The 21,695-nt window shown below is 60.2% G+C and carries 18 protein-coding genes and 2 tRNA genes; 18 read left to right on the forward strand and 2 right to left on the reverse strand.

Annotated features, from left to right (window positions below; genetic code table 11):
* Position 1: 1 nt before the first annotated feature.
* The 14 genes from rpiB to SCM96_03320 all read left to right on the forward strand — a co-directional run bounded on the left by rpiB (position 2) and on the right by SCM96_03320 (position 14,675).
* Positions 2 to 463, forward strand: a complete 462-nt coding sequence (rpiB, locus tag SCM96_03255) for a ribose 5-phosphate isomerase B (GenBank protein ID MDW7759639.1) — start codon at positions 2 to 4, stop codon at positions 461 to 463.
* Complete coding sequence (locus SCM96_03260) at positions 460 to 1,890, forward strand: hypothetical protein (GenBank protein ID MDW7759640.1); 1,431 nt, start codon at positions 460 to 462, stop codon at positions 1,888 to 1,890. The genes rpiB and SCM96_03260 overlap by 4 nt, the downstream gene beginning before the upstream one ends.
* 76 nt (positions 1,891 to 1,966) lie before the next feature.
* Entirely contained in the window at positions 1,967 to 3,262 is a 1,296-nt protein-coding gene (purD, locus tag SCM96_03265; GenBank protein ID MDW7759641.1) for a phosphoribosylamine--glycine ligase, read from the forward strand.
* Complete coding sequence (gene purE / locus SCM96_03270) at positions 3,259 to 3,750, forward strand: 5-(carboxyamino)imidazole ribonucleotide mutase (protein MDW7759642.1); 492 nt, start codon at positions 3,259 to 3,261, stop codon at positions 3,748 to 3,750. The genes purD and purE overlap by 4 nt, the downstream gene beginning before the upstream one ends.
* Positions 3,747 to 4,961 carry a MiaB/RimO family radical SAM methylthiotransferase gene (locus SCM96_03275; GenBank protein ID MDW7759643.1) on the forward strand — a complete coding sequence of 405 codons (1,215 nt, stop codon included), beginning with the start codon at positions 3,747 to 3,749 and terminating at the stop codon, positions 4,959 to 4,961. The genes purE and SCM96_03275 overlap by 4 nt, the downstream gene beginning before the upstream one ends.
* Positions 4,958 to 6,673 (forward strand): DNA mismatch repair endonuclease MutL, encoded by a 1,716-nt coding sequence (gene mutL, locus SCM96_03280; protein ID MDW7759644.1) that lies wholly within the window; start codon positions 4,958 to 4,960, stop codon positions 6,671 to 6,673. Before SCM96_03275 ends, mutL begins: the two co-directional genes overlap by 4 nt.
* 120 nt (positions 6,674 to 6,793) lie before the next feature.
* Positions 6,794 to 6,868: transfer RNA gene (locus SCM96_03285), tRNA-Pro, on the forward strand.
* A gap of 25 nt (positions 6,869 to 6,893) precedes the next feature.
* Positions 6,894 to 6,970, forward strand: a tRNA-Arg gene (locus tag SCM96_03290).
* A 164-nt stretch (positions 6,971 to 7,134) separates the two neighbouring features.
* Positions 7,135 to 8,859 carry a type IV-A pilus assembly ATPase PilB gene (gene pilB, locus SCM96_03295; protein MDW7759645.1) on the forward strand — a complete coding sequence of 575 codons (1,725 nt, stop codon included), beginning with the start codon at positions 7,135 to 7,137 and terminating at the stop codon, positions 8,857 to 8,859.
* Between the two features lie 10 nt (positions 8,860 to 8,869).
* Positions 8,870 to 9,991 carry a type IV pilus twitching motility protein PilT gene (locus tag SCM96_03300; GenBank protein ID MDW7759646.1) on the forward strand — a complete coding sequence of 374 codons (1,122 nt, stop codon included), beginning with the start codon at positions 8,870 to 8,872 and terminating at the stop codon, positions 9,989 to 9,991.
* 3 nt (positions 9,992 to 9,994) lie between these two features.
* The gene (locus SCM96_03305) at positions 9,995 to 11,197 is read left to right on the forward strand and encodes a type II secretion system F family protein (GenBank protein ID MDW7759647.1); all 1,203 of its coding nucleotides are present in this window, start codon (positions 9,995 to 9,997) and stop codon (positions 11,195 to 11,197) included.
* A 19-nt stretch (positions 11,198 to 11,216) separates the two neighbouring features.
* Complete coding sequence (locus tag SCM96_03310; protein ID MDW7759648.1) at positions 11,217 to 12,497, forward strand: ATP-binding protein; 1,281 nt, start codon at positions 11,217 to 11,219, stop codon at positions 12,495 to 12,497.
* 4 nt (positions 12,498 to 12,501) lie between these two features.
* Positions 12,502 to 13,902, forward strand: coding sequence for a sigma-54 dependent transcriptional regulator (locus tag SCM96_03315; GenBank protein ID MDW7759649.1), 1,401 nt, complete (start codon positions 12,502 to 12,504; stop codon positions 13,900 to 13,902).
* A 197-nt stretch (positions 13,903 to 14,099) separates the two neighbouring features.
* Complete coding sequence (locus SCM96_03320) at positions 14,100 to 14,675, forward strand: type II secretion system protein (protein ID MDW7759650.1); 576 nt, start codon at positions 14,100 to 14,102, stop codon at positions 14,673 to 14,675.
* Between the two features lie 384 nt (positions 14,676 to 15,059).
* Here SCM96_03320 and SCM96_03325 read toward each other — a convergent pair whose 3' ends face one another.
* Entirely contained in the window at positions 15,060 to 15,419 is a 360-nt protein-coding gene (locus SCM96_03325) for a nucleotidyl transferase AbiEii/AbiGii toxin family protein (GenBank protein ID MDW7759651.1), read from the reverse strand.
* Between the two features lie 376 nt (positions 15,420 to 15,795).
* On the opposite strand from SCM96_03325, the gene SCM96_03330 reads away from it, so the two are divergent.
* The 4 genes from SCM96_03330 to SCM96_03345 all read left to right on the forward strand — a co-directional run bounded on the left by SCM96_03330 (position 15,796) and on the right by SCM96_03345 (position 20,317).
* Positions 15,796 to 17,160: an amidohydrolase family protein gene (locus SCM96_03330; GenBank protein MDW7759652.1), complete on the forward strand. Its 1,365-nt coding sequence runs from the start codon at positions 15,796 to 15,798 to the stop codon at positions 17,158 to 17,160.
* A 23-nt stretch (positions 17,161 to 17,183) separates the two neighbouring features.
* Positions 17,184 to 18,485, forward strand: coding sequence for an amidohydrolase family protein (locus tag SCM96_03335; protein ID MDW7759653.1), 1,302 nt, complete (start codon positions 17,184 to 17,186; stop codon positions 18,483 to 18,485).
* A 355-nt stretch (positions 18,486 to 18,840) separates the two neighbouring features.
* On the forward strand, positions 18,841 to 19,095 hold the full coding sequence (locus SCM96_03340; protein MDW7759654.1) for a hypothetical protein: 255 nt from the start codon (positions 18,841 to 18,843) through the stop codon (positions 19,093 to 19,095).
* 61 nt (positions 19,096 to 19,156) lie between these two features.
* Positions 19,157 to 20,317, forward strand: a complete 1,161-nt coding sequence (locus SCM96_03345) for an ATP-binding protein (GenBank protein MDW7759655.1) — start codon at positions 19,157 to 19,159, stop codon at positions 20,315 to 20,317.
* A gap of 9 nt (positions 20,318 to 20,326) precedes the next feature.
* Here the strand turns inward: SCM96_03345 and SCM96_03350 are convergent, their stop codons facing one another.
* Positions 20,327 to 21,673, reverse strand: coding sequence for an AAA family ATPase (locus tag SCM96_03350; protein ID MDW7759656.1), 1,347 nt, complete (start codon positions 21,671 to 21,673; stop codon positions 20,327 to 20,329).
* Between the last annotated feature and the right edge of the window lie 22 nt (positions 21,674 to 21,695).

A 21,695-nucleotide genomic window follows, 5' to 3' on the forward strand; every position in this document is an offset into this window, starting at 1 on the left:
TATGAAAATCGTTCTGGCTTCCGATCATGCCGGCTATGACGTCAAAGCCGCCGCGGCCGCGTTTCTGGCCGAATGCGGCATCGCCCACGAGGATTTCGGCTGCGGTCCCGGCGAAAGCGTGGATTACGTCGATTACGGCGCCCGGGCCGCCGAAGCCCTGAGCCGCGGCCTTTTCGACCGGGCCGTCCTGGTCTGCGGAACGGGCCTGGGCATGGCCCTCGTGGCCAACAAGTTTCCCGGCGTCCGGGCCACCCCCTGCTGGGACGAATACACGGCCGAGATGAGCCGCAAACACAACAACGCCAACTGCCTGACCATGGGCGGCCGCGTTCTTCCCGAGGACGAAGCCCCGGCCGTTCTCCGCAAGTGGCTGGATACGGAATTCGAGGGCGGCCGGCACGGCCGCCGCATGGATAAACTCCGCGACATCGAAAAGCGCAATTTTAAGGAGCCGTCCTCATGACATCATTCCGCGACAAGGTTCAGGCTCTGACCGCCCGGGTCGAAGCCAACAACACCTGGCGTCAGTCCGAATGCATCAACCTCATCCCCTCCGAATGCACGCCGTCCCTTCTGGTCAAGATGTGCGAAATTTCCGATCCTTCCGGACGCTATGCCGAGCACCGGACGATGAAAGGCGAGGAAGTTTATTTCTACCAGGGGATCGATTTCATCCGTGACGTCGAGGTCGAAGCCCGGGCCGAACTGGAACGATTCTTCGGCTGCACGGACGTCGAACTCCGTCCGATTTCGGGGCAGATGGCCAACGAGGTCGTGTTCAAGGGCATGGTCAAGTTCGTCAACCGGAAAAAGCCCGAGGGCACCCCGTCGCGCCGGATGCTCCGGGTCATGAACAACGACCTCGGCAAGGGCGGCCATTTGAGCTCCCAGCCCATGGGCGCCCTGTTCAATTTCGTTGAGGAAGACCCGGCCACGGGCCGCGAAAACGTCGTCAATTTCCCCGTCCTCGCCGACAATCCCTACAAGACCGACACCGGACGCCTGGCCGAATTGCTCGACGCCCAGAAGCCCGAACTCATCATTTTCGGAAAAAGCATGTTCATCCACCGCGAGCCCGTCCGCTTCGTCGCCGACATCGTCCGCGACTGGAAGGTCCGGCCCGTCATCATGTTCGACATGGCCCACGTCCTCGGCCTCTACGGCGTCTTCCAGGAACCGTTCGCCGAAGGCGCGGACGTCGTCACGGGATCCACCCACAAGACCTTCTTCGGACCGCAGCGCGGGCTTGTGGCCGGAAACTTCCCGTCCGGAAGTCCGCTTCGTCCCCTCTGGCTGGACATCAAGGGCCGGGCTTTCCCCGGCTCGACCAGCAACCACCATCTGGGCACGCTGCTCGGTCTGCTGGTTTCCGCCTACGAGATGAACGCCTTCAAGACCGAATTTCAGTCCCAGGTGCGGGCCAACGCCCAGGCTCTGGCCCGGGCCCTCAAAGCCCACGGCGTTCCCGTCGAAGGGGACGAATCGGAAGGCTTCACGGAAACCCACCAGGTTCTGATCCGGGTCAAGTCGTTCGGGCCGGGCATGGACATCGCCCGCCGCCTGGAAGACAACAACATTCTGACGAACTACCAGGCCCTGCCCGACGATCCGACGTTCCTCGAATCGAGCGGCATCCGCATGGGCGTCCAGGAGATGACCCGGTTCGGATTGAAGGAAAAGGACTGCGACGTCCTGGCCGGCCTGATCGCCGACGTCGTCGTCCGCAACGCCCCCGCGAAAGACGCCGTCAAGGCCTTCCGCGGCCGTTTCCTCGAGATGGGTTACTGCCTGCCGTCCGCCGAGGCGGTTCCCCTGGCCGCCCGAATTCTCGGCAGCGCATTTCCGCGTCCGGGGTTTGCCGAAGCCCTGGCCGTCGCGCTTCGGGCCTAGACCCCCCGGCCCGGAGGGTCCGGCGCGGAGCCGGCGATGACCCGGGGATGAGAGTGAAAAACGGAGGAGGTCTTTCATGAGAGTGTTAGTCGTCGGTTCGGGCGGGCGCGAACATGCCCTGGCCTGGAAAATCGCCCGGAGTTCCCGGGTTGACAAGCTCTATTGCGCTCCGGGAAACCCCGGGACCATGAAGGTCGCCGACAACATCCCCCTCGCCGACACGAACATCGAGGCTCTAGCCGAATTCGCATCCTCCAAGCGGGTCCATCTCACGGTCGTCGGCCCGGAGTCGCCTCTCGTCCTGGGCATTGTCGACGAATTCGAAAACCGCGGGCTGCGCATTTTCGGCGCATCCAAGAATGCGGCCGAGCTCGAGGGCAGCAAGGTTTTCGCCAAGCTGTTCATGGCCCGCCACCGCATCCCCACGGCCGATTTCCTGATTGCCGACTCTTTCGAGAAAGCCGCCAAATTCCTGGAATCCGGAGAGATCAAGCCGCCGCTCGTCATCAAGGCCGACGGCCTCGCGGCCGGAAAAGGGGCCGTCGTCTGCATGGACAAGAAAACGGCCATGGACACGGCCCGGGCCATGCTCGTCGACGGCGCATACGGGGCGGCCGGACAGCGGGTGGTCATCGAGGATTTTTTAGCCGGCCGGGAGGTCTCGTTCATCGTCGTCTGCGACGGCACCCGCATCGTGCCCCTGGTCACGACCATGGACCACAAAACCGTATTCGACGGCGACCGGGGACCGAACACGGGCGGCATGGGGGCGATCTCGCCGTCGCCGCACATGACCGAAACGGAATACAACCAGATCATGGACCGGATCATCTTCCCCACCGTCATGCGCATGAGGGAGGAAGGCCGCAAGATCAAGGGCGTCCTTTACGCCGGCGTGATGCTCACGACCGACGGGCCCAAAGTCCTCGAATTCAACTGCCGTTTCGGTGATCCTGAAACCCAGGCCCAGATGATTCGGCTGGAAAGCGACATCCTCGACCTTCTGGAAGGGACGGTGGAGGAGAATCTCCTGGAGCGGGATGTCCGCTGGAGCCGCCGGCCTTCGGCCTGCGTCGTCGCCGCCTCGGGGGGCTATCCCCTGAACTTCGAAAAAGGCAAGGTGATTTCCGGTCTGGACGAGGCCGAGGCCATGACGGGGATCACGGTTTTTCACGCCGGAACGAGTTTCGACGAAGAGGTCTATTATACGCACGGCGGCCGGGTTTTGAGCGTCTGCGCCTCGGAGCCGACCATGGCCAAAACGATGACCCGGATCTACGAGGCCCTGGAGAAGATCCGTTTCGACGATATGCACTACCGCCGGGACATCGGCCGGTCCGGCGGTTCCCCAAAACAGGAGAATGTATCATGAGTGTCGCCGTTTTCATGGGCAGCGATTCCGACTTCGAGATGCTCCGGGACGGTCTGGGCATCCTGAAGGAATTCGGTGTGCCCTTCATCGTCGAGGTGACCTCGGCCCACCGCACCCCGGAACGCACGATCCGCCTCATCCGCGAGGCCGAAGACTCGGGTGTCGAGGTTTTCATCGCGGCGGCCGGGAAAGCCGCCCATCTGGCCGGAGTTGTGGCCGCTCACACCGTCCGCCCGGTGATCGGCGTTCCCGTGGAAAGCACCGCCCTGGCCGGGATGGACGCCCTGTTTTCGACCGTCCAGATGCCGAAAGGCATTCCCGTGGCCACCATGGCCCTGGGAAAAGCCGGCGGCTCGAACGCCGCGCTTCTGGCCGTCCAGATTCTGGCCGTCAAGGATCCGGCCCTGCGCCGGAAACTCGAAGAGTCGCGCCGCCGCATGGCCGAGGACGTCGAGGCGAGTTCGCGGAGGCTCCGGGACAAACTGTGACCGTTTTCTCCGTCCGGAATTTCGGCTGCCGCGTCAATCGCGCCGAGGCCTTTTCCTGGTCGGAGAAACTCCAGGACGGAGGGTTCGTCGAGATCGACGACTGGACCCGGAGCGATCTCATCCTGGTCAATACCTGCACCCTGACCGGCCGGGCCGATCGCGATGTGCGGCGGTTCGTCCGGCGGGCCGGCCGGGACAACCCCGAGGCCCGGATCGTCGTTACGGGTTGTCTGGCCGAACGGGTGCCCGAGACCTTCAACGACGTGCCCCAGGTCTGGATGGTCCTTCCGAACGGCGCCAAGGAGGAGCTGGCCGACAAAATCCTGGCTGAATTCCCCAACCCGGTGCCCGCGGCCGTTCCCCGCGTGCGGCGCGGCCGGGCGGTTTTGAAAGTCCAGGACGGCTGCGACAGCCGGTGCGCCTACTGCATCATTCCGTCCGTCCGGGGACCGGGCCGGAGCCTTCCGCTGAGCGACGTCCTGACCTCCGCTGCCGATCTGGCCGGCCGGGGATACCGCGAAGTTGTCCTGGCCGGGATTCACCTGGCCTCCTACGGGTGCGACTTCGATCCGCCGAGTTCGCTCGTCCGGCTGGCCGAAGAGACGGCCCGAATCCCGGGAGTGGCCCGCGTCCGCCTGAGCTCGCTCGATCCCCGCGCTCTCAACGACGACGATATCCGCCGGCTGGCCGATCATCCGCGGATCTGTCCCCACTTTCACCTCTCGCTCCAACACGCCTCAGACGCCGTTTTGGAGCGGATGAACCGCGGCCGGATGTCCTCACGACAGGCTGAAATTCTGGATTTGCTCCGCCGGCTCCTGCCCGACGCCGCCCTGGGCGCGGATTTTCTGGTCGGATTTCCGGGAGAGACCGACGAAGAGTTCGAGGCGCTTTATACCTTCGCCTCCGCATCGTCCCTTTCGTATTTCCATGTCTTCGCCTTTTCGCCGCGAACGGGGACTCCGGCGGCTGCGATGAGCGGGCCTGTTTCCGATGCCGTCAAGACTGAGCGGGCCGCCCGGCTCCGCCGCCTCTCCGGGGAAAAAAGCCGAGTCTTTCGGGAGAGGTTTGGAGGCTGCGTCCGGCCCGGGGTCGTTGTCGGCCGCCGGTCCGGCGGGGCCGCCGTCCTGACGGACAATTTCATCGAGGTCGAAGTCCCCTCATGTTCGGCCGCGCTGGGGGATATGGTCGATATCCGTGTGACCCAATGAGCCGGATCCGCACCCTTCCGCCCGACCTGGCCAGCAAGATCGCCGCCGGAGAGGTCATCGAACGCCCGGTTTCCGTGGTCAAGGAGCTTGTGGAAAACGCGCTCGATGCCGGAGCGACGGAAGTCCGTGTCGATCTTGTCCATGGGGGAAAATCCCTCATCCGGGTTCAGGACGACGGCTGGGGCATGGATCCGGAAGATGCCGCCCTGTGTTTCCGACGGCACTCAACGAGCAAGATCTTCGCCGAGGCCGATCTCGAGCGCATCTCCACCCTGGGTTTTCGCGGCGAAGCCCTGGCCAGCATCTCCGCGGTCTCCCGCATCGTTCTCCGGACAAACAGCGGCGGTCCCCGCGGCACGATGGTCGAGCGCGAGGGCGACAAACTTGTTTCGATTTCGGACACGGCCTTCCCCCGGGGGACGAGCGTCGAGGTCCGGGACCTGTTCTTCAACCTCCCGGCCCGCCGCAAATTTCTCCGGTCGGATCGCGCCGAGATCGGACTGGCCGCCCGGGTCATGACTCAGGCCGCCCTTTCCCGTCCGGGAACGCGCTTCGTCCTGACCCACGGCGATCGCGAAATCCTGAACCTGCCGCCTGTCGAGACGCTCCGGGAGCGCGTCTATCAGCTTTTCGGCGGGGAGTCCCTTGAAGGCCTCATGGAGGTCGACTATACCGAAGACGGAGCCCGGGTGACGGGTTTCGTGTCCAAGCCTCTGGCCGGACGCCCCGGCCGGCCCATGCAGCATCTCTTCATCAACGGTCGCCCGGTCAAGGATCGCATCCTGCAGGCCGCCCTGAGTCAGGCCTACCGGGACATCCTGGAAAAGGACCGGTCACCCGAGGCCGTTCTCTTTCTCGAGCTTCCCCCCGAAGCTCTGGACGTCAATGTCCATCCGGCCAAGGCCGAAATCCGCTTTCTCGATTCCCAGCCGGTTTTCCGGATGATCCTCCGGGCCGTCGAAAAGGCCGTCATCCGGGAGACGTCCGTCAAAGACGTCCCCGTGCTCATCGAGCGCAAGACGAAGCCCGAACGGATGACGTCCGATGACGCCTCACCGCCGCTTCCCGGTTTCGGCCCGGACTCCGCGGGCGGATTCGTGGCTGAAGGATTCGCCGGGACCTGGGGCGCCCCGCCGTCGCGACCCGGACCCCGCGTTCTGGGTCAATATCTCGGCCTTTACATTGTGGCTGCGGACGAAGAGGGGCTTCTGATCATCGACCAGCACAACGCCCACGAAAGGGTTCTCTTCGAAAAATTCCGTGAGGCTGAAGTCCGGGCGGGCTGGCCGGTCAAAGCTCTTCTTTCACCGGTTCTTCTGGAGCTTTCGCCGGAGCAGGCCCAAGCTTTCGAGGACGTCCGGGACGATCTGGCCACGCTCGGATTCCGCGCCGAAGACATGGGCGGGAGATCCGTCGCCCTCAGGGACATTCCCGAAATCCTGTCTCCCGCCCGATCCGCGGAGGCCTTTCTCGCTCTTCTTGACGAGGCCGGTCCGGAAAAAGCCGAAGACAGGCGGGAACGTCTGCTGGCCGGGCTGGCCTGCCGGGCCGCGGTCAAGGCCGGAGAAACCCTGACCCCCGAAAAAACGGCCTATCTCGTCGAGGAGCTTTTCAAGACGGATCAGCCGCTTCTCTGCCCCCACGGACGCCCCATCGTCCTCCGGATCGAGCGTTCCCGCATCGACCGCGGCATGGGCCGCCCGCCGCGTTGACAGCGCGCGAGACTGTCTGTTAAGATGAACGGGCTTTCCGGCGGGGGCGGACGCCGCGGGGCTTGAGCCTCGCGCGAGAAAGGGAGGCCGGGAGTTCGGATCCATGGACCCTAACATGATCGGGGAGTGGCGCAGCCCGGTTAGCGCGCCTGCCTTGGGAGCAGGAGGTCGGCGGTTCAAATCCGCTCTCCCCGAGTCCCCCCGGAAAACCGCAACCGACGCGCCTGTAGCTCAGTCGGATAGAGCAGCTGCCTTCTAAGCAGCGGGTCGGGAGTTCGAATCTCTCCAGGCGCGCCATGCCTTCCCGTTGCCTAACCTTTTGGGGTGAGGCAAAAATTGTTAATATCACCCCTCCAATGACCCCGCTTGGGTATTGACTCCCGCCGGAAATCAGTCAAAAATGTGCCGAACAGGAAAATCCATTCTTTGAACGCCTGGATGAAATCTTTTAAGGAAACGTTATGGCTTCCAACCTGAGTGAAATCCTTCTGCGCGAAAAAGTTGTCACGGCCGATCAACTGAAACTAGCCGCCGATCACCAGAGAAAGAACGGCCTGTCCGCGGCCTCGGCCATGGTCCACTTGGGCTTCATCAGCGAACAGGAACTGGCCGAAGTCCTCAGCAAGCATCTCGGTTATCCCCACATCGATCTGGAGCAGTTCGAGGTTTATCCCGAAGTCGTCAGTCTCCTTTCGGCGGATGTGGCCAAGAAATACATGGTCATGCCCATCCACCAGATCCGATCCTTCCTGACCCTGGCCATGATGGACCCGACCGACCTCGAAGTCGTCGAGGACATCCGCTTCCGGACCGGGCTCAGCATCCAGCCCGTGATCGCCTCGGAATCGGCCATCGCCGCCGCCATCGGCCGGTACTACGGAACGACGGACGCCCTCCGGGTCAAGAAGATCCTCGAGGACATCGAGCTGGCCGACGAGACGCGCATCAACATCGTCGACGAGAGGGATGAGGATTACGATGTCGCCGAGCTCGAACAGTCGAGCGAGGAAGCCCCGATCATCACCCTGGTCAACCAGACCTTCATCGACGCCATCAAGCGGGGGGCGAGCGACGTCCACTTCGAACCCTACGAGCAGGAGTTCCGCATCCGCTACAGGATCGACGGCGACCTCTACGAGACGGTCAATCTGCCGATGAAGTTCAAAAACCCGGTCCTCTCCCGGGTCAAGATCCTGTCGAACATGGACATCGCCGAGAAGCGGCTGCCCCAGGACGGCCGGATCAAGATGAGGGTCAAGCTCGAGGGCGGCAAGAGGAAGGAAGTCGACATGCGGGTCTCCTCCCTGCCGACCATGTTCGGAGAGAAGATCGTCGCCCGTATTCTGGACAAGGAGATGCTCAAGCTCGACCTGACCCAGCTCGGCTTCGAACAGGAATCCTATGAGGCCTTCGACAAATCCATCCACCGGCCCTGGGGCATCATCCTGGTCAGCGGACCGACGGGAAGCGGCAAGACCAACACCCTCTATTCGGCCGTCTCCAACCTCAACACCATCGACACCAACATCATGACCGCCGAAGACCCGGTCGAATTCTATCTTCCCGGCATCAACCAGGTCCAGATCAAGGAGGAGATCGGGCTGACGTTTGCCGGCGTCCTGAGGTCGTTCCTGCGGCAGGACCCCGACATCATGCTGGTCGGCGAAATGCGGGACCACGAGACCGTGGACATCGCCATCAAGGCCGCCCTGACCGGCCACCTCGTGCTGTCCACCGTCCACACCAACGACGCGCCCAGCACCATCCTCCGCCTTATCAACATGGACGTCGAGCCCTTCCTCATCGCCGACTCCCTCGTCCTCGTCGTCGCCCAGCGGCTGGTCCGCAAGATCTGCAGGAAATGCGCCGAGCCGGACAAGGTCCCCGACGTCGCCCTCCTGGACGTCGGTTTCAAGGAGGAGGACATCAAGGATCTCGAACTCCTGAAACCCAAGGGCTGCGACTATTGCAACAGGACCGGATACAAGGGCCGGACCGGGCTGTTCGAGGTCATGACCGTGACCGAGGAAATCCGCGAACTCATCCTTTCCCGAGCCCAGTCCCGCGAGATCAAGAAAAAAGCCATTGAACAGGGCATGCTGACCCTCCGGCAGAGCGGTCTGGCCAAAATCAAGGAAGGAATCACCACCATCGAGGAAGTCGTCCGGGAAAGCGTCCGGGACTAGAAGGAGAGCCATGGCCAAAACGATGTATGAGCTGCTGAAAATAGCCGTTGAGCACGATGCCAGCGACCTTCATATCACGACCTACATCCCGCCGCGGATGCGCATCCACGGGCGGCTGAAAAACATCGACCATTCGCCTCTCACGGCGACCGAAACCAAGGACCTCGTCTACAGCATCCTCTCGGACAAACAGAAGCGGCTGTTCGAGGAGAGGTTCGAAATCGACTTCTCCTTCGGCATCAAGGACATGGGCCGGTTCCGGGCCAACGTGTTTATGCAGAAGGGCGCCGTGGCCGCCGCCTTCCGCCGCTTTCTGCCCACCATGTGGAGCTTCAGCCAGCTCGGCATTCCCCACCGCATCGCCCAGCTCTGTTACCTGCCGCGGGGGCTGGTCCTGGTCACCGGTCCGACCGGCTGCGGCAAATCGACCACCCTGGCCTGCATGATGGAGCATATTAACTCCGAGCGGGACGTCCATATCGTGACCATCGAGGATCCGATCGAATACTATCTGGAGCCCCGGAAAGCCATCGTCAACCAGCGCGAACTCCACGTCGACACCCAGTCCTACGCCAACGCCCTGCGTTCGGTCCTGCGCGAAGACCCCGACGTCGTCCTGGTCGGCGAGATGCGAGACCTGGAGACCGTCGAGGCCACCCTCCGCGTCGCCGAGACAGGCCACCTGACATTCTCGACCCTCCACACGAACTCCGCCGTGGAGTCCATATCGCGCATCATCGACATCTTCCCCTCGCAATACCAGTCCCAGGTCCGGATCATGCTGTCCATGAGCCTCGAGGCCGTCATCACCCAGGCCCTCCTGCCGCGACCCGACGGCAAGGGGCGGGTTCTGGCCATGGAGATCCTCATCCCCAACACCGCCGTCCGGAACCTCATCCGGGAAAACAAGATCCACCAGGTCTATTCGGCCATGCAGATGGGCCAGGAAAAATTCGGCATGCAGACCTTCAACCAGTCCCTGGCCCAGCTCTATTTCAAGCGCCAGATCACGCTGGAAACAGCCATGGCCGTCACGTCGTTCCCCGAGGAACTGACCGACATCATTCAGAGGCGCGAGGCGGATCCGACCTCCCAGGCCGCGGCCCGCCGATCCTCCGACCAGAAGAGGTAAAACATGGCCGTCTACGCATGGAAAGGCAAAAACCGCTTCGGAGACATTGTGTCCGGCGAGCGCATGGCCGAATCCCGCGAAGAGCTGACCCGGAACCTCCAGAAGGAACAGATCGCGGTCATCTCGGTCGCGCCGAAAATCGCCCTGCCGTCCATCCCCTTCCTCAAGCGCGAAAAGGTCAAGCTCAAGGAGCTTGCGATCTACAGCCGCCAGCTTTCCGTCCTCATCGACGCCGAGTTGCCGCTCATCCAGAGTCTGGGCATTCTGGAGGAACAGCAGAAAAACAAGTATTTCAAGGAAGTCATCAAAACGGTCAAGGAAGACGTCGAGGCCGGATCGACCCTCCACCAGGCCAAGCGCAAGCACCCCAAGGCCTTCGATGACCTGTTCTGTAACCTGGTCGCTTCCGGCGAACAGAGCGGATCGCTCGATGTCATGCTCAGGCGGCTGGCCGAGTTCATCGAGAAGATCGTCAAGCTGCGCTCCCAGGTCCGCCAGGCCATGATCTATCCCTCAGCTATCGTGAGTTTCGCAATCATCATCGCGATCTTCCTCCTTTGGAAGGTCATCCCGGTCTTTACCGGAATTTTTCAAGAATTGGGCGCCGAACTGCCGATGCTCACGGCTTTGGTCATGAAGCTTTCGGATTTCGTCCAGAGCTACCTCATTTTTGTCGTGCTGGGCATCATTGCCTTTGTTGTGGGGTTCCGATATTTCCGGAAAACGCCCCAGGGCCGCTGGATTGTCGACCGGGCCATTTTAAAAATACCGGTTTTCGGCAATCTCATGGAAAAAGTCGCCCTGTCCCGCATGACCCGGACGCTGAGCACGCTGATTTCGGGCGGTGTGCCCATGCTGGAGAGCATGAAGATCACATCGTCGACCGCCGGCAATGTTCTTCTTGAAAGCCAGCTTCTCGAAGCCCGGAGGCTTGTTTCCGAGGGCAAGAGCCTGACGGAGTCACTCAAGGAAGCCGGGCGCTTTCCCCTGATGATGACCCAGATGATCAACGTCGGGGAAGCCACGGGTTCCTTGGACGACATGCTGGCCAAGCTGGCCAATTTCTACGACGAAGAGGTCGAGGCGGCCGTCAATGCGCTTCTCTCGATCCTGGAGCCGGTCATGCTCATTTTCGTCGGCGGCATCGTCGGCACGCTCATTATCTCCATGTATCTTCCGATTTTCAGCATGCTGTCACAATTCTGAAGGAGGACGGGATCGCGACATGACGGAGGCAAAACGGGCGTCCGGAGGCGTAGAGAGGAACTATCTCCTCTGGTACATCATCGTCCGGGGGGTCGTTCTGACCACGGTCCTGGTTTCGACCGTCGTCATTCAACTGGCCGCGCCCGACATCATCCCCATCATGCCGATCTACCTCCTGGTCGGCGCAGGATACATCCTCTCGGCCTTCTATTTCGCCCTGTATCACTGGAGAAAACTGTTCCATGTCCAGGCCGCCCTCCAGATTATCTTCGATCTTCTGCTTATCACGGGATTCGTCTACATCTCAGGCGGGATCGCAAGTTCCACCTATTTTCTCTACATCTTCGTCGTCATCGCCGCCGGCCTGGTCGTGTCGGGCCGTATGGCCTATCTCGCCGCGGCCCTCGCCGCCGTCTTCTTCGGCCTTCTCGTCGACGGCATGTATTTCGGCCTCATTCCCTATTTCCGCCCCGAGCAGGCCACGGATCTGTCCTTTGGGTCCGTTCTGTTCAGCATCCTCCTGGCCTGGGCGGTCTTTTTCCTGATCGCCTTTCTCGTCAGCGTATTGTCGAGAAATCTGCGCCGGGCGCAGGCCGATCTCGCTCTTGCGGAAAAGGAGCTTCTCATCAAGGAGAGGCTGGCCGAGGCAGGCCGCATGGCCGCGGGCGTGGCCCACGAGATCCGAAACCCCCTGGCCGCAATCTCCGGCGCCGTCCAGTTCTTGGCCTCCGACCTGGTCCTGGAGCCTGACAAGCGGGAACTCATGGACATCGTCGTCAAGGAGTCGCACCGCGTATCGAAAACGATCGACCAGTTCATGGATTTCGCGGCGCCGCCCACGGAGGTCTTCGTCGATTTCAACCTGAACGACATTGTCGAAGAGACGCTCAAGATGCTCCGGGCCGCCGGAGACCTGAACGGCGGCATCCGGGTCGAAGGAAATCACGACGGTCCACGTATGGACTTTTACGGAAATCCCAGCCAGTTCAAGCAGATTTTCTGGAATCTGGCCAAAAACGCCGTCCGGGCCATGCCCGGGGGCGGCACCCTGACCGTGGATTTTCTTCAGCCGGAACGCGACCGCATCGGCATCCGCTTCGCCGACACCGGACACGGCATGTCCAAGAAGGACAAGGCCCATCTCTATCAGTCCTTCTATTCCGGTTTCGACCGGGGGCGCGGCCTGGGCCTGGCCACGGTCCGCCGCATCGTCGATGACTACGACGGCCGGATCGACATCCATTCCGAAGAAAACGAGGGCACCGAGGTTACGATCACGTTGCCTGTGAGGAAGGCCTAGCGCCATGGAACGCCTTCTGGTCATCGACGACGAAAAGAGCATCCTCGACCTCTTGACGGCGGTCTTCAAGAAGGAAGGCTACTCCGTCAAAACGGCCTTCTCCGCCCCCCGCGCCCTGGATCTTCTCGAACGGGAGAGCTTCGACCTGGTCATCACCGACATCAAGATGCCCGGCATGAGCGGCATGGACGTTCTGGCCCGGGTCAAGGAGCGGACGCCGGACATGCCCGTGATCCTGATCACGGCTTTCGGCAGCATCGCTCAGGCCGTCGAGGCCCTCAAGGCCGGCGCCCTGGATTATATCGTCAAGCCCTTCGACATCGAAGAGCTGAAGATCATCGTGGCCCGCGGCCTGGAAAAGCTGCGGCTCATGGAGGAAAACATCCTCCTCCGCCGCGATCTCCGGAACAAATACAGCCTGGAGAAGATGGTCGGCAAGAGCCGGAGCATGCAGGAGATCTACGACCTCATCGAAAAAGTCGCCGTTTCGGACTCGACCGTGCTGATCACGGGCGAAAGCGGCACGGGAAAAGAGATGGCGGCCCGGGCCGTTCATGGGCTGAGCGCCCGCCGCGACAAGCCCTTTGTGTCCATCAACTGCGCCGCCCTGCCCGAAAACCTTCTGGAATCCGAACTCTTCGGCCACGTCCGCGGGGCCTTCACCGACGCCATGACCGACAAGAAGGGGATGTTCGAGGCGGCTCAGAGAGGCACGCTCTTTCTGGATGAGGTCGGGGAAATGTCGCCCTGGACCCAGGTCAAGCTTCTGCGGGCCATCCAGGAGCGAAGCATCCGCCGGGTGGGCGGCACGGAGGAAATTCCGATCGATGTCCGCATCCTGGCCGCAACCAACCGCGACCTCAAGAAGCGGATCGCCTCCGGCCGCTTCCGCGAGGAGCTTTATTACCGCCTCAACGTCATCTCTCTCGATATGCCGCCTCTTCGAAACCGGATCGAAGACATTCCTCTGCTCACGGCCCATTTTCTGGAAAAGCACTGCACCCGGGCGGGAAAACCCCTGAAGCGCCTGGCCCCCGAAGTCATCGGCTACCTTGAGGCCTATTCCTGGCCGGGGAACATCCGCGAGCTCGAAAACGTGATCGAGCGGGTCGTGGCCATCGAAGACCGGGAGACGATCACGGCGGCCTGCCTGCCGCAGGAGATTCTCTCACCCCAGGCCCGAAGCGAAATCCGTGTGGCCTTGAAGCCGGGGTTCAAGCTGACCGAATACCTGGATGAGCTGACCCGGAAATATGTCATCCAGGCCCTGCAGTCTTCGGGCGGCGTTTTGCGGCGGGCGGCCCCGCTTCTGGGCGTGAGTTACAGAACGCTCCGTTACCTTGTGGACAAACACAAAATCAACGCATCGGCGGAAGACAAGGATACGGCGACGGGAAGATCATGAGCGCGATTGGGCGAAAAAAGTGCAATTATTGTCAAATATTGACGATAATTGTCGATAAGGGATTTGATATGTTGCACATTATCAGGGGATTCGCAGAAATCTCTCTTGGCACGGTTCTTGCACCTTATGAGGTGTTATGAATAATTTAAACATTGACTTGACCGGGGGGAAACTCGGCAAGGTGAGGAGGTAAAACAATGTTTAACTTCAAGAAGGCAAAGGGTTTCACTCTCATCGAGCTGCTGATCGTCGTCGCGATCATCGGCATCCTGGCGGCCCTGCTCATCCCGAATGCGCTGACCGCCATGCAGAAAGCCCGGCAGAAATCTTGCATGAAGGAAATCATGACGATTTCGACGGGAGCCATGGATTACATCACGGACAATTCGACTTGGTTACTGGTGGAACAAAGCGGAGACCTCTCACTGGGCAATCAATTTATTACGAATCTTTCCCCATTCTATGTGAGATCGATTCCGATTAATGATGCTTGGAATAATCCCTATCAAGTCTATGTTGGCGAGGATGCAAGCGCTGGAATGCTCACTAATGTGGATCCCGATCAAGTTGGAGAAGAAGATTTTGTCATTTTCAGCGGTGGCAGAGGTGGAATTGGGACGGGAGATTATACGATCACATCGTATGATCCTTTGGATCCAGAAGCGTCCCTCTATACTGTACGCACCATGGCAGACTTCAATAACCACTTGGCCGCTTGGTCCGGCAACTGGATCGTCGCACCTCGCACGACAGCCGAATCCCAGCAGCAATAAGTCTGACTTCATTTATTCCGCTTAGATTTATTGAAAACGTGTGAAGGGGCGGCTCCGGCCGCCCCTTTTTTTTGAGTCGCTTTTCAGTATTCAAGAATATTGCCGCCTGCTGTTTGTTGCGGCTTGGAATAAAATCGGTCCATACGGATAGCTTCATCCCCATCTACGGGAGCGGAAAACATTCAATGAACCCAACTCTTCATGTTTCGAAGATGTCAAGACGTTTCAAGGTCTTCGAGGCGGCCGGCGTTGCGGAGGCGGGTGTCCGCGGTTGCGAAATAGAGCGAGGCGTCTCCTGAAGCCGGGCGAAGCGACAGGGCCGAGGCGAGATGCAGGGCGTCGAAGCCCCGGAGCGCGTGTTTTTCGGCAAGATCGCCTGCGGATTTAACCGAGAAGAGAAAGGAATCCGGACCGGGTCAGGAGATCCGCCTCGGCGGGATCCTCGAGAAGTCTCCGGACATCGTCCTGAACCCGCTTTTCGTCCATGGCTTCGGCGGCCGATTTCAGAAATCCTTTCCAGTTTTCGGGAGTCGGCTTGGGACCGGTCCAGCCGCTTTGGGCGAGGGCGTTGTCGAGCATTTCGAGATTGGGCTCGATGCGCGGTGCGGACGTCAAATACCAAAGCAGGTCATACCAGTCGCGGCACTTGCTGTAAGGCCGGAAGAGAACGGTGTGGATTTTTCCCGCAAACAGCGAGGCGAGATCATAATGAAGGATATAGAATAGAAAAAGCGATCTGTGCAAAGTGGTTCTTGATGCGGAGGGCTTCGAACTCCTCCCGTGTTCCCTGAAAGCTTCGGTTGAGATAGAAGAAATCGTGGTGGCGGATGTCAGGACCGAAACGGCTTCAAAGAAACAGAATTTCAATTCCGCCGGATTCAATAGAGAAGCCAACCCGGATCTTGATTCATGAGACGAATGATCTGAATGTTGCGTCATCATAGTGGGAGCTTTGTCAAGCAGGGCCTGTGAGAACGCGTTTGTGGGTCGAGTATTTCCGGCCGGGATGAGCGAAGCCGCCGCCGCGGTTTGATTCCGGTCGTCCGGGCTGTTAGAATTGCTTCTCAGTCGCGTGAATTGAAGATTGAGAGTTCTGTGTCATTCGGAAGGAGTTGCTCGCATGATTCACAAGAAGAAATCGGCTGCGGCGATCGGGATTCTGCTCGTGGCGGCTGCGGCGGCTATTTTCATATTCCTGAAGGGAACGGCCGGGGCGGGCCCGGCATGGGCGGGAACGGATGGGGAGACGCGCGGTAGCCTGCGCGGGGATGCGGAAAGCGGTGTTGAAACGTCCGCATTGACCGCCGTTATCGGCGGGCGCGTGCTCACCGGGACGGGACTCGAGATCGAAAACGGCGTCGTTCTCATCCGCGACGGAAAGATCACGGCTGTCGGACCGGCCGGATCGATCGCCGTCCCGGAAAGTGCGCATGTCATCATAGCGAAAGGGCGAGTCGTTACGCCGGGGCTTATCGATTCCCACTCGCACCTTGGGCTCGGGCCGTCGGGAGGGATCACCGAAGACAACGAAACGACCGACCCGGTGACCCCCCAACTCCGGATCATCGACTCCATTCACCCTGAAGGCCTCGGTCCGGACCGGGACCAGTTTAAAAATGCCCTGGCCGAGGGCGTAACGGCCGTTGCGGCCCGTCCGGGAAGCGGCAATGTCATCGGCGGGCAGTCGGCCGTTCTGAAGCTTCGGGGCGGGACCGTGGACGACATGGTCATCCTGTTTCCCGCCGACATGAAGATGGCGCTTGGCCGGAAAGGCGCTTATGCCGCCAAGGGCGTCATGCCGACGACCAAGATGGGGGCCGCCTATCTTGTCCGGAAGGCGCTGGTCGAGGCGGCCGATTACGGTTTTGCGCTGGACCGCTACGAAAAAGAAAAGGCCAAGGATCCAAAGGCCGTGCCGCCGCCACGGGACCTCAAGAAGGAGGCCATGCTCAAGGTCGTGCGCCGGGAAATCCCGGTCCATATTCATGTGCACACCTCCGACGACATCATGACCGCCGTGCGGCTGGCCGAGGAGTTCAACTTCCTGAGGCTTTCGCTCGGCCATGCCGTCGAAGCTTATAAAGTGGCCGATGAACTGGCCCGGAGCGGCGTTGCGGTTGTCGTCGGGCCGCAGATGACGACCTATGACGACGAGGGGCGGCTCATCAACCTGGCGGGTTTTCTCCGGGATAAAGGCGTCCACGTGGACATCATGTCGGATGCCGACGTCGTTCAGCAGTCCTTCCTCCGCTATCAGGCGGCCGTGGCCGTGAAGTACGGCATGGATCCGGGCGAGGCTCTGAAAGCGATCACGCTCAACCCGGCCCGAACCATGGGTCTTGAGGGGCGGATCGGAAGCCTCGAACCGGGGAAGGACGCCGACCTGGCCGTTTTCGACGGCGATCCGTTCGACATCATGACGCGGACGGTGATGGTCCTCGTTGACGGGAAGGTCGTTTACACGGCGGACAAGGATGGAAAGTGAAGGGTTGGGCTGAGATGAGAAAAGTGCGTGCAGCTTTAATCGGGGCGGCGGTCCTGGCTGCGGTTGTGATGAGCGCGGAGACGACAATCGCGGAACAATCCGGGAAAGGCGTGCTTGTGATCAGGAACGGCCGGGTCGTGCCGATGGCCGGACCGGAGATCGAAAACGGAGTCGTGCTGATCGAAGGCGGCAAGATCAAGGCCGTCGGCGCGGCGGCCGATGTGCCGATCCCCGATGGGGCGGAGATCGTTGATGCGGCGGGAGGCTGGATTCTGCCGGGCCTCGTTGAGTCGAATGCGGCGATCGGCCTCCGCGAGATGTATGGGCCGCCGGGCGGCGACGAGCTGTCCGATCCGGTGACGGCGGGGCTCCGCATTCTCGATGCCCTGAATCCCTTCGACAAGCGGTTCGAACAGACGGCCCGGGCCGGCATCACGACGCTCATGATCGCTCCGGGACGGGCCAATGTCATCGGCGCACGGACGGCCGTCGTCAAGCCGAGAGGGAAAACGGCCGAGGACATGGTTCTCCTGGAACCCGCCGGAATCAAGTTCTCGCTCGGCGAGGGGCCGAAGGATGCCTTCGGAGGCAAGGGCCGCCTGCCGTCGACGCGCATGGGAAGCGCCTACGTCGTTCGCAAGACGCTGCTGGAGGCGGCCGAATACGGCCGGAAGAGAAAAGAACATGCCGAAAAAGCGGCCGCGGCGGCGAAGGGGTGGAAGAGCGACGCGGCGCCTGCGCCCCTGACGCGAAATCTGGACCTCGAGCCCCTGGCCGATCTCCTCGAAGGGAAACTCCAGGCCTTTATCGAGTGTCATCGGGCCGACGACATCCGGACGGCTCTCCGGCTGATCGACGAATTCGGCTTCCGGGCCGTCCTGGTCGGCGCGGCGGAGGGATACAGGCTGGCCGGAGAGATCGCCGAACGCGGTCTTCCGGTCGTCGTCGGGCCGATGGGTGTCGGGTCGAAGCGAATCGAAACGATGAATGTGAAGATCGAAAACGCCGCCCTGCTGGCTGAAGCAGGAGTTAAGGTGGCACTATCGGCCGAGGACGCTTCTGGTATCGGAACACAGGAGGAGCTTGCCCTGGCCGCGGCGCTGGCCGTCAAGGGCGGACTCGACCGCGATGCGGCCCTTCGGGCGGTGACGCTTTCGGCGGCAGAAATCCTGGGTGTTGCGGATCGTGTCGGAAGCCTCGAGCCCGGAAAAGACGCCGATATCGTCATCTTCACCGGCGACCCGTTCCACTATCTGACGCGCGTCTCCCGCGTCTTCATCGACGGCCACCTTGTCCCCGCTCAGACTGCTGGAAGTGTTAGATAATAAACACATTAACGCATTTTAGCCTGCTTTGGCTGCTGGAAGTCACTAATAATAAACGATATATGCTGTTTTAATCTGCTTTGGATGCTTATACAAGTCCGGTAAGAAACCGGTCGGCGGAGATCACATGGACGCCGTCCGAGAAGCGGTGAAACCCGGATTCGCTGAAAGTCAATCTTTTTTGCGTATAAGCAAAATTTTTAGCGCATATTTTTGCTTATAGGCAAATTTATAAGCAAGCAGAAATGCGGTATCGTCTACGCCTACGATACGACCGCGGGCGAAAAACACCACAAGGCCCGGCAAAGAACTCTATGTCACGCTGACCCGGAAAATACCCCGGCCTCTGAAGCCGATGCAGGCCCGGGAAATCGTCGAGGACATGTTGACCTGGGGCGTCGTTGTGAACGACGGCGAATCGGTTCTCATGGCCGTCGATCTCGAAGGCCGGGAAAAGCTCTCGTTTTGGGATGCCCTCGTGGCTGCGGCGGCGGTGCGCGGCGGCGCCGCCGTGCTTCTTTCCGAAGACCTGACCTCCGGCCGAACTCTCGCCGGCGTCAAAATCAAAAACCCATTTATGTCAAGACCTGACGAACCGGATCAGACTTGACAATAAAACCATTAGGGAATATATTCCTTATTGGTAATACTAATATGGAGAATGTTCCATAATGGATATTCTGCCGAGGCTCTTGAACATCAAGCTCCCGGCGAGGCAATCCGCCTTCCTGTGGGGGCCCAGGAAAACGGGAAAATCCACCTTCTTGAAACATGCGTTTCCTTCAAGCGTGGTGTTCGATTTTCTCAAAACGGATGTCGCCCTCGACTTCACCAAACGACCCGCCCTTCTCCGGGAGCAAATCCTGGCCAAAGATCCGGAATCCCTCAAAAATCCGATCATTCTGGATGAGGTTCAAAAAGTGCCCGGCGTTTTGGACGAGGTCCACGGACTGATCGAGAGTCACGGCCTTCGTTTCATTCTTTGCGGATCGAGCGCCCGGAAATTGAAGAGGGGAAAAGCGAACCTTCTTGGCGGGCGGGCTTGGCGATACGAGATGTTCCCTCTGGTCACATCCGAACTCGAGGACTTCGACCTGCTCAAAGCCCTGAACCGGGGGATGATTCCCAGCCATTACTTCCAGGAGACTTATCGAAAATCTCTTTCGGGCTATATTCAGGATTATCTAAAAGAAGAGGTCTTCGCCGAGGGGTTGACCCGGAACATCCCGGGCTTTGCCAGGTTCTTTGACGCCATGGGCGCCTCTCACGGGGAGTTGCTCAATTTTGCGAATATCGGCCGCGATGCCGGGATTGACGCCAAAACGGTCCGGGAATACTTCCAGATCCTTGTGGATACGCTCCTGGGGCGGATGGTCGAACCGTTCACCAAAAAAACATCGCGGCAGATCCTGACCAAGGCGGTTAAATTTTATCTCTTCGATGTCGGTGTTGCCGGGGCCGTCATCAAGCGCCATGTCCCGGAAGAACGCGGGTCGGGCTTCGGGCGGGCCTTCGAACACTTCATCCTTATGGAACTTGCGGCTCATGCCTCGTATCGGGATCTGCATTATCCCATCCGGTACTGGAGAACAAAAACCGGCCATGAAGTGGATTTCGTGCTGGGCGACGGCGAAGCGGCGGTCGAGGTCAAGGGAAGCCGCCGCGTCGACTCGAATGAACTGAAGTCGCTCGACGTGTTTCTGGATGAATATGGGCCGAAGAGTGCGATTGTCGTCTGCAACGAAAGGGAAGAGCGCCGGGTCGGCCGCATCCGGGTGATGCCCTGGCGCAGGTTCCTCTCTGAGCTCTGGGACGGCAAAATCATCCGCTGACCCGGCCGCTCATCCTCTCTCGATCATCCAGCGGATGTAGGCCTGCAATTCTCCGGCGAGGCAATAAGGAAGGTTGAGGAGGGTAAATGGCTTGCCTTCGGAGGTTTTCGTTCGCGCAAGCTCCAAGGGGCCCGCGTAAAGTCGGACGGCAAACTCATGGGGGCACCTGTTCATGAACTGGTGGAGCGACTTCAGCGTGCCCTTGGCTCCGGCCTTGACCTCGACAGGAACGGCGAGGCTTCCATGTTGGAGAACGAAATCGACTTCAGCAGGAGCTTGGCTTTTTTCCCGCACCCAGAAAACAGGCTTGCCGTGGTGGGGATCGACGGCGATCAGCTCCTGACCGACAATCATTTCCGCAATCCGGCCACGATAGAAAGAATAAAGATCGGGATACTCGAAGTAGTGCCCTTGGATGCCGGCCGAAAAGTTGATCAGACCGATATCCAGGAACAGCAGCTTGGGCGATTTTCGACGGTCGGGAACGAGAGGAATCTCCGTCGATGTCGTGGGTGCGAGGAGGTGAAGGAGCATGGCTTGTTCAAGAGTCTTTAAAGACTCGCCGGCCTCCCGCGAGCGGTAGTTCGATTTGCCGAAACCCGCGAACTTGATCCGCTCGCCGGCTTCCAGGGGGGCCGCTTCGAGACAATGGCGGATGACACGCTTCATGGTCTCGTTTCGGGCATACTTGGGAATGTCGTCCAGAAAGGATGTCCACAAAGAGCGGTAAAGAGGCGCGAGAGCCACGCTGTCGCGATGTTCGGCATATCGAGCGACGATTTCGGGCATGCCGCCGACAAGAGCAAATCGGTGAAATAAATTCATGAGCCCGCCCAAGGCGTATTCAGGGGCGGGAATGGTGTCCAGGGCTTCGAGGACATGGGCTTCGCCTGTGGCGCCAAGAAACTCTCTGAAGGTCAGGGGGTGCATCAGAGCGTATTCAACTCTTCCCACAGGAATGCCGATCTGTTTCTGAGTCAGGGCGACCTCGAGAAGTGAGCCGGCCGCAATCACGTGAACACCGGGGAGTTCTTCAAAGAAATAACGCAGGGAGGTCACGGCTTCGGGAGAGTTCTGAATCTCATCGAGAAAAAGAAGAGTGCGGCCTTGAATGCTCGGAAGCCCTTTGAAAAACCTGATGGCTTGCATGAGTTCAGAGGGAGCTAGGGATCGGGAGAACAGCCCGGCCTCTTCGGGTTTCTCGAGGTTGAGAGAGATAAACTGGTCGTAAACCGGTGAAAACAGCCGAACGGCCGTGGTCTTTCCGACCTGACGAGCGCCCCGAAGAATAAGGGGTTTGCGATCCGATTGGCTCTTCCATTCGTGAAGTCTGCGAAGTATTGCTCTTTCAAACATTTGTCCCTCTTTGACACGATAT

The organism is Acidobacteriota bacterium, assembly GCA_033549365.1.
Taxonomy (GTDB): domain Bacteria; phylum Acidobacteriota; class Aminicenantia; order Aminicenantales; family Saccharicenantaceae; genus JAWSUF01.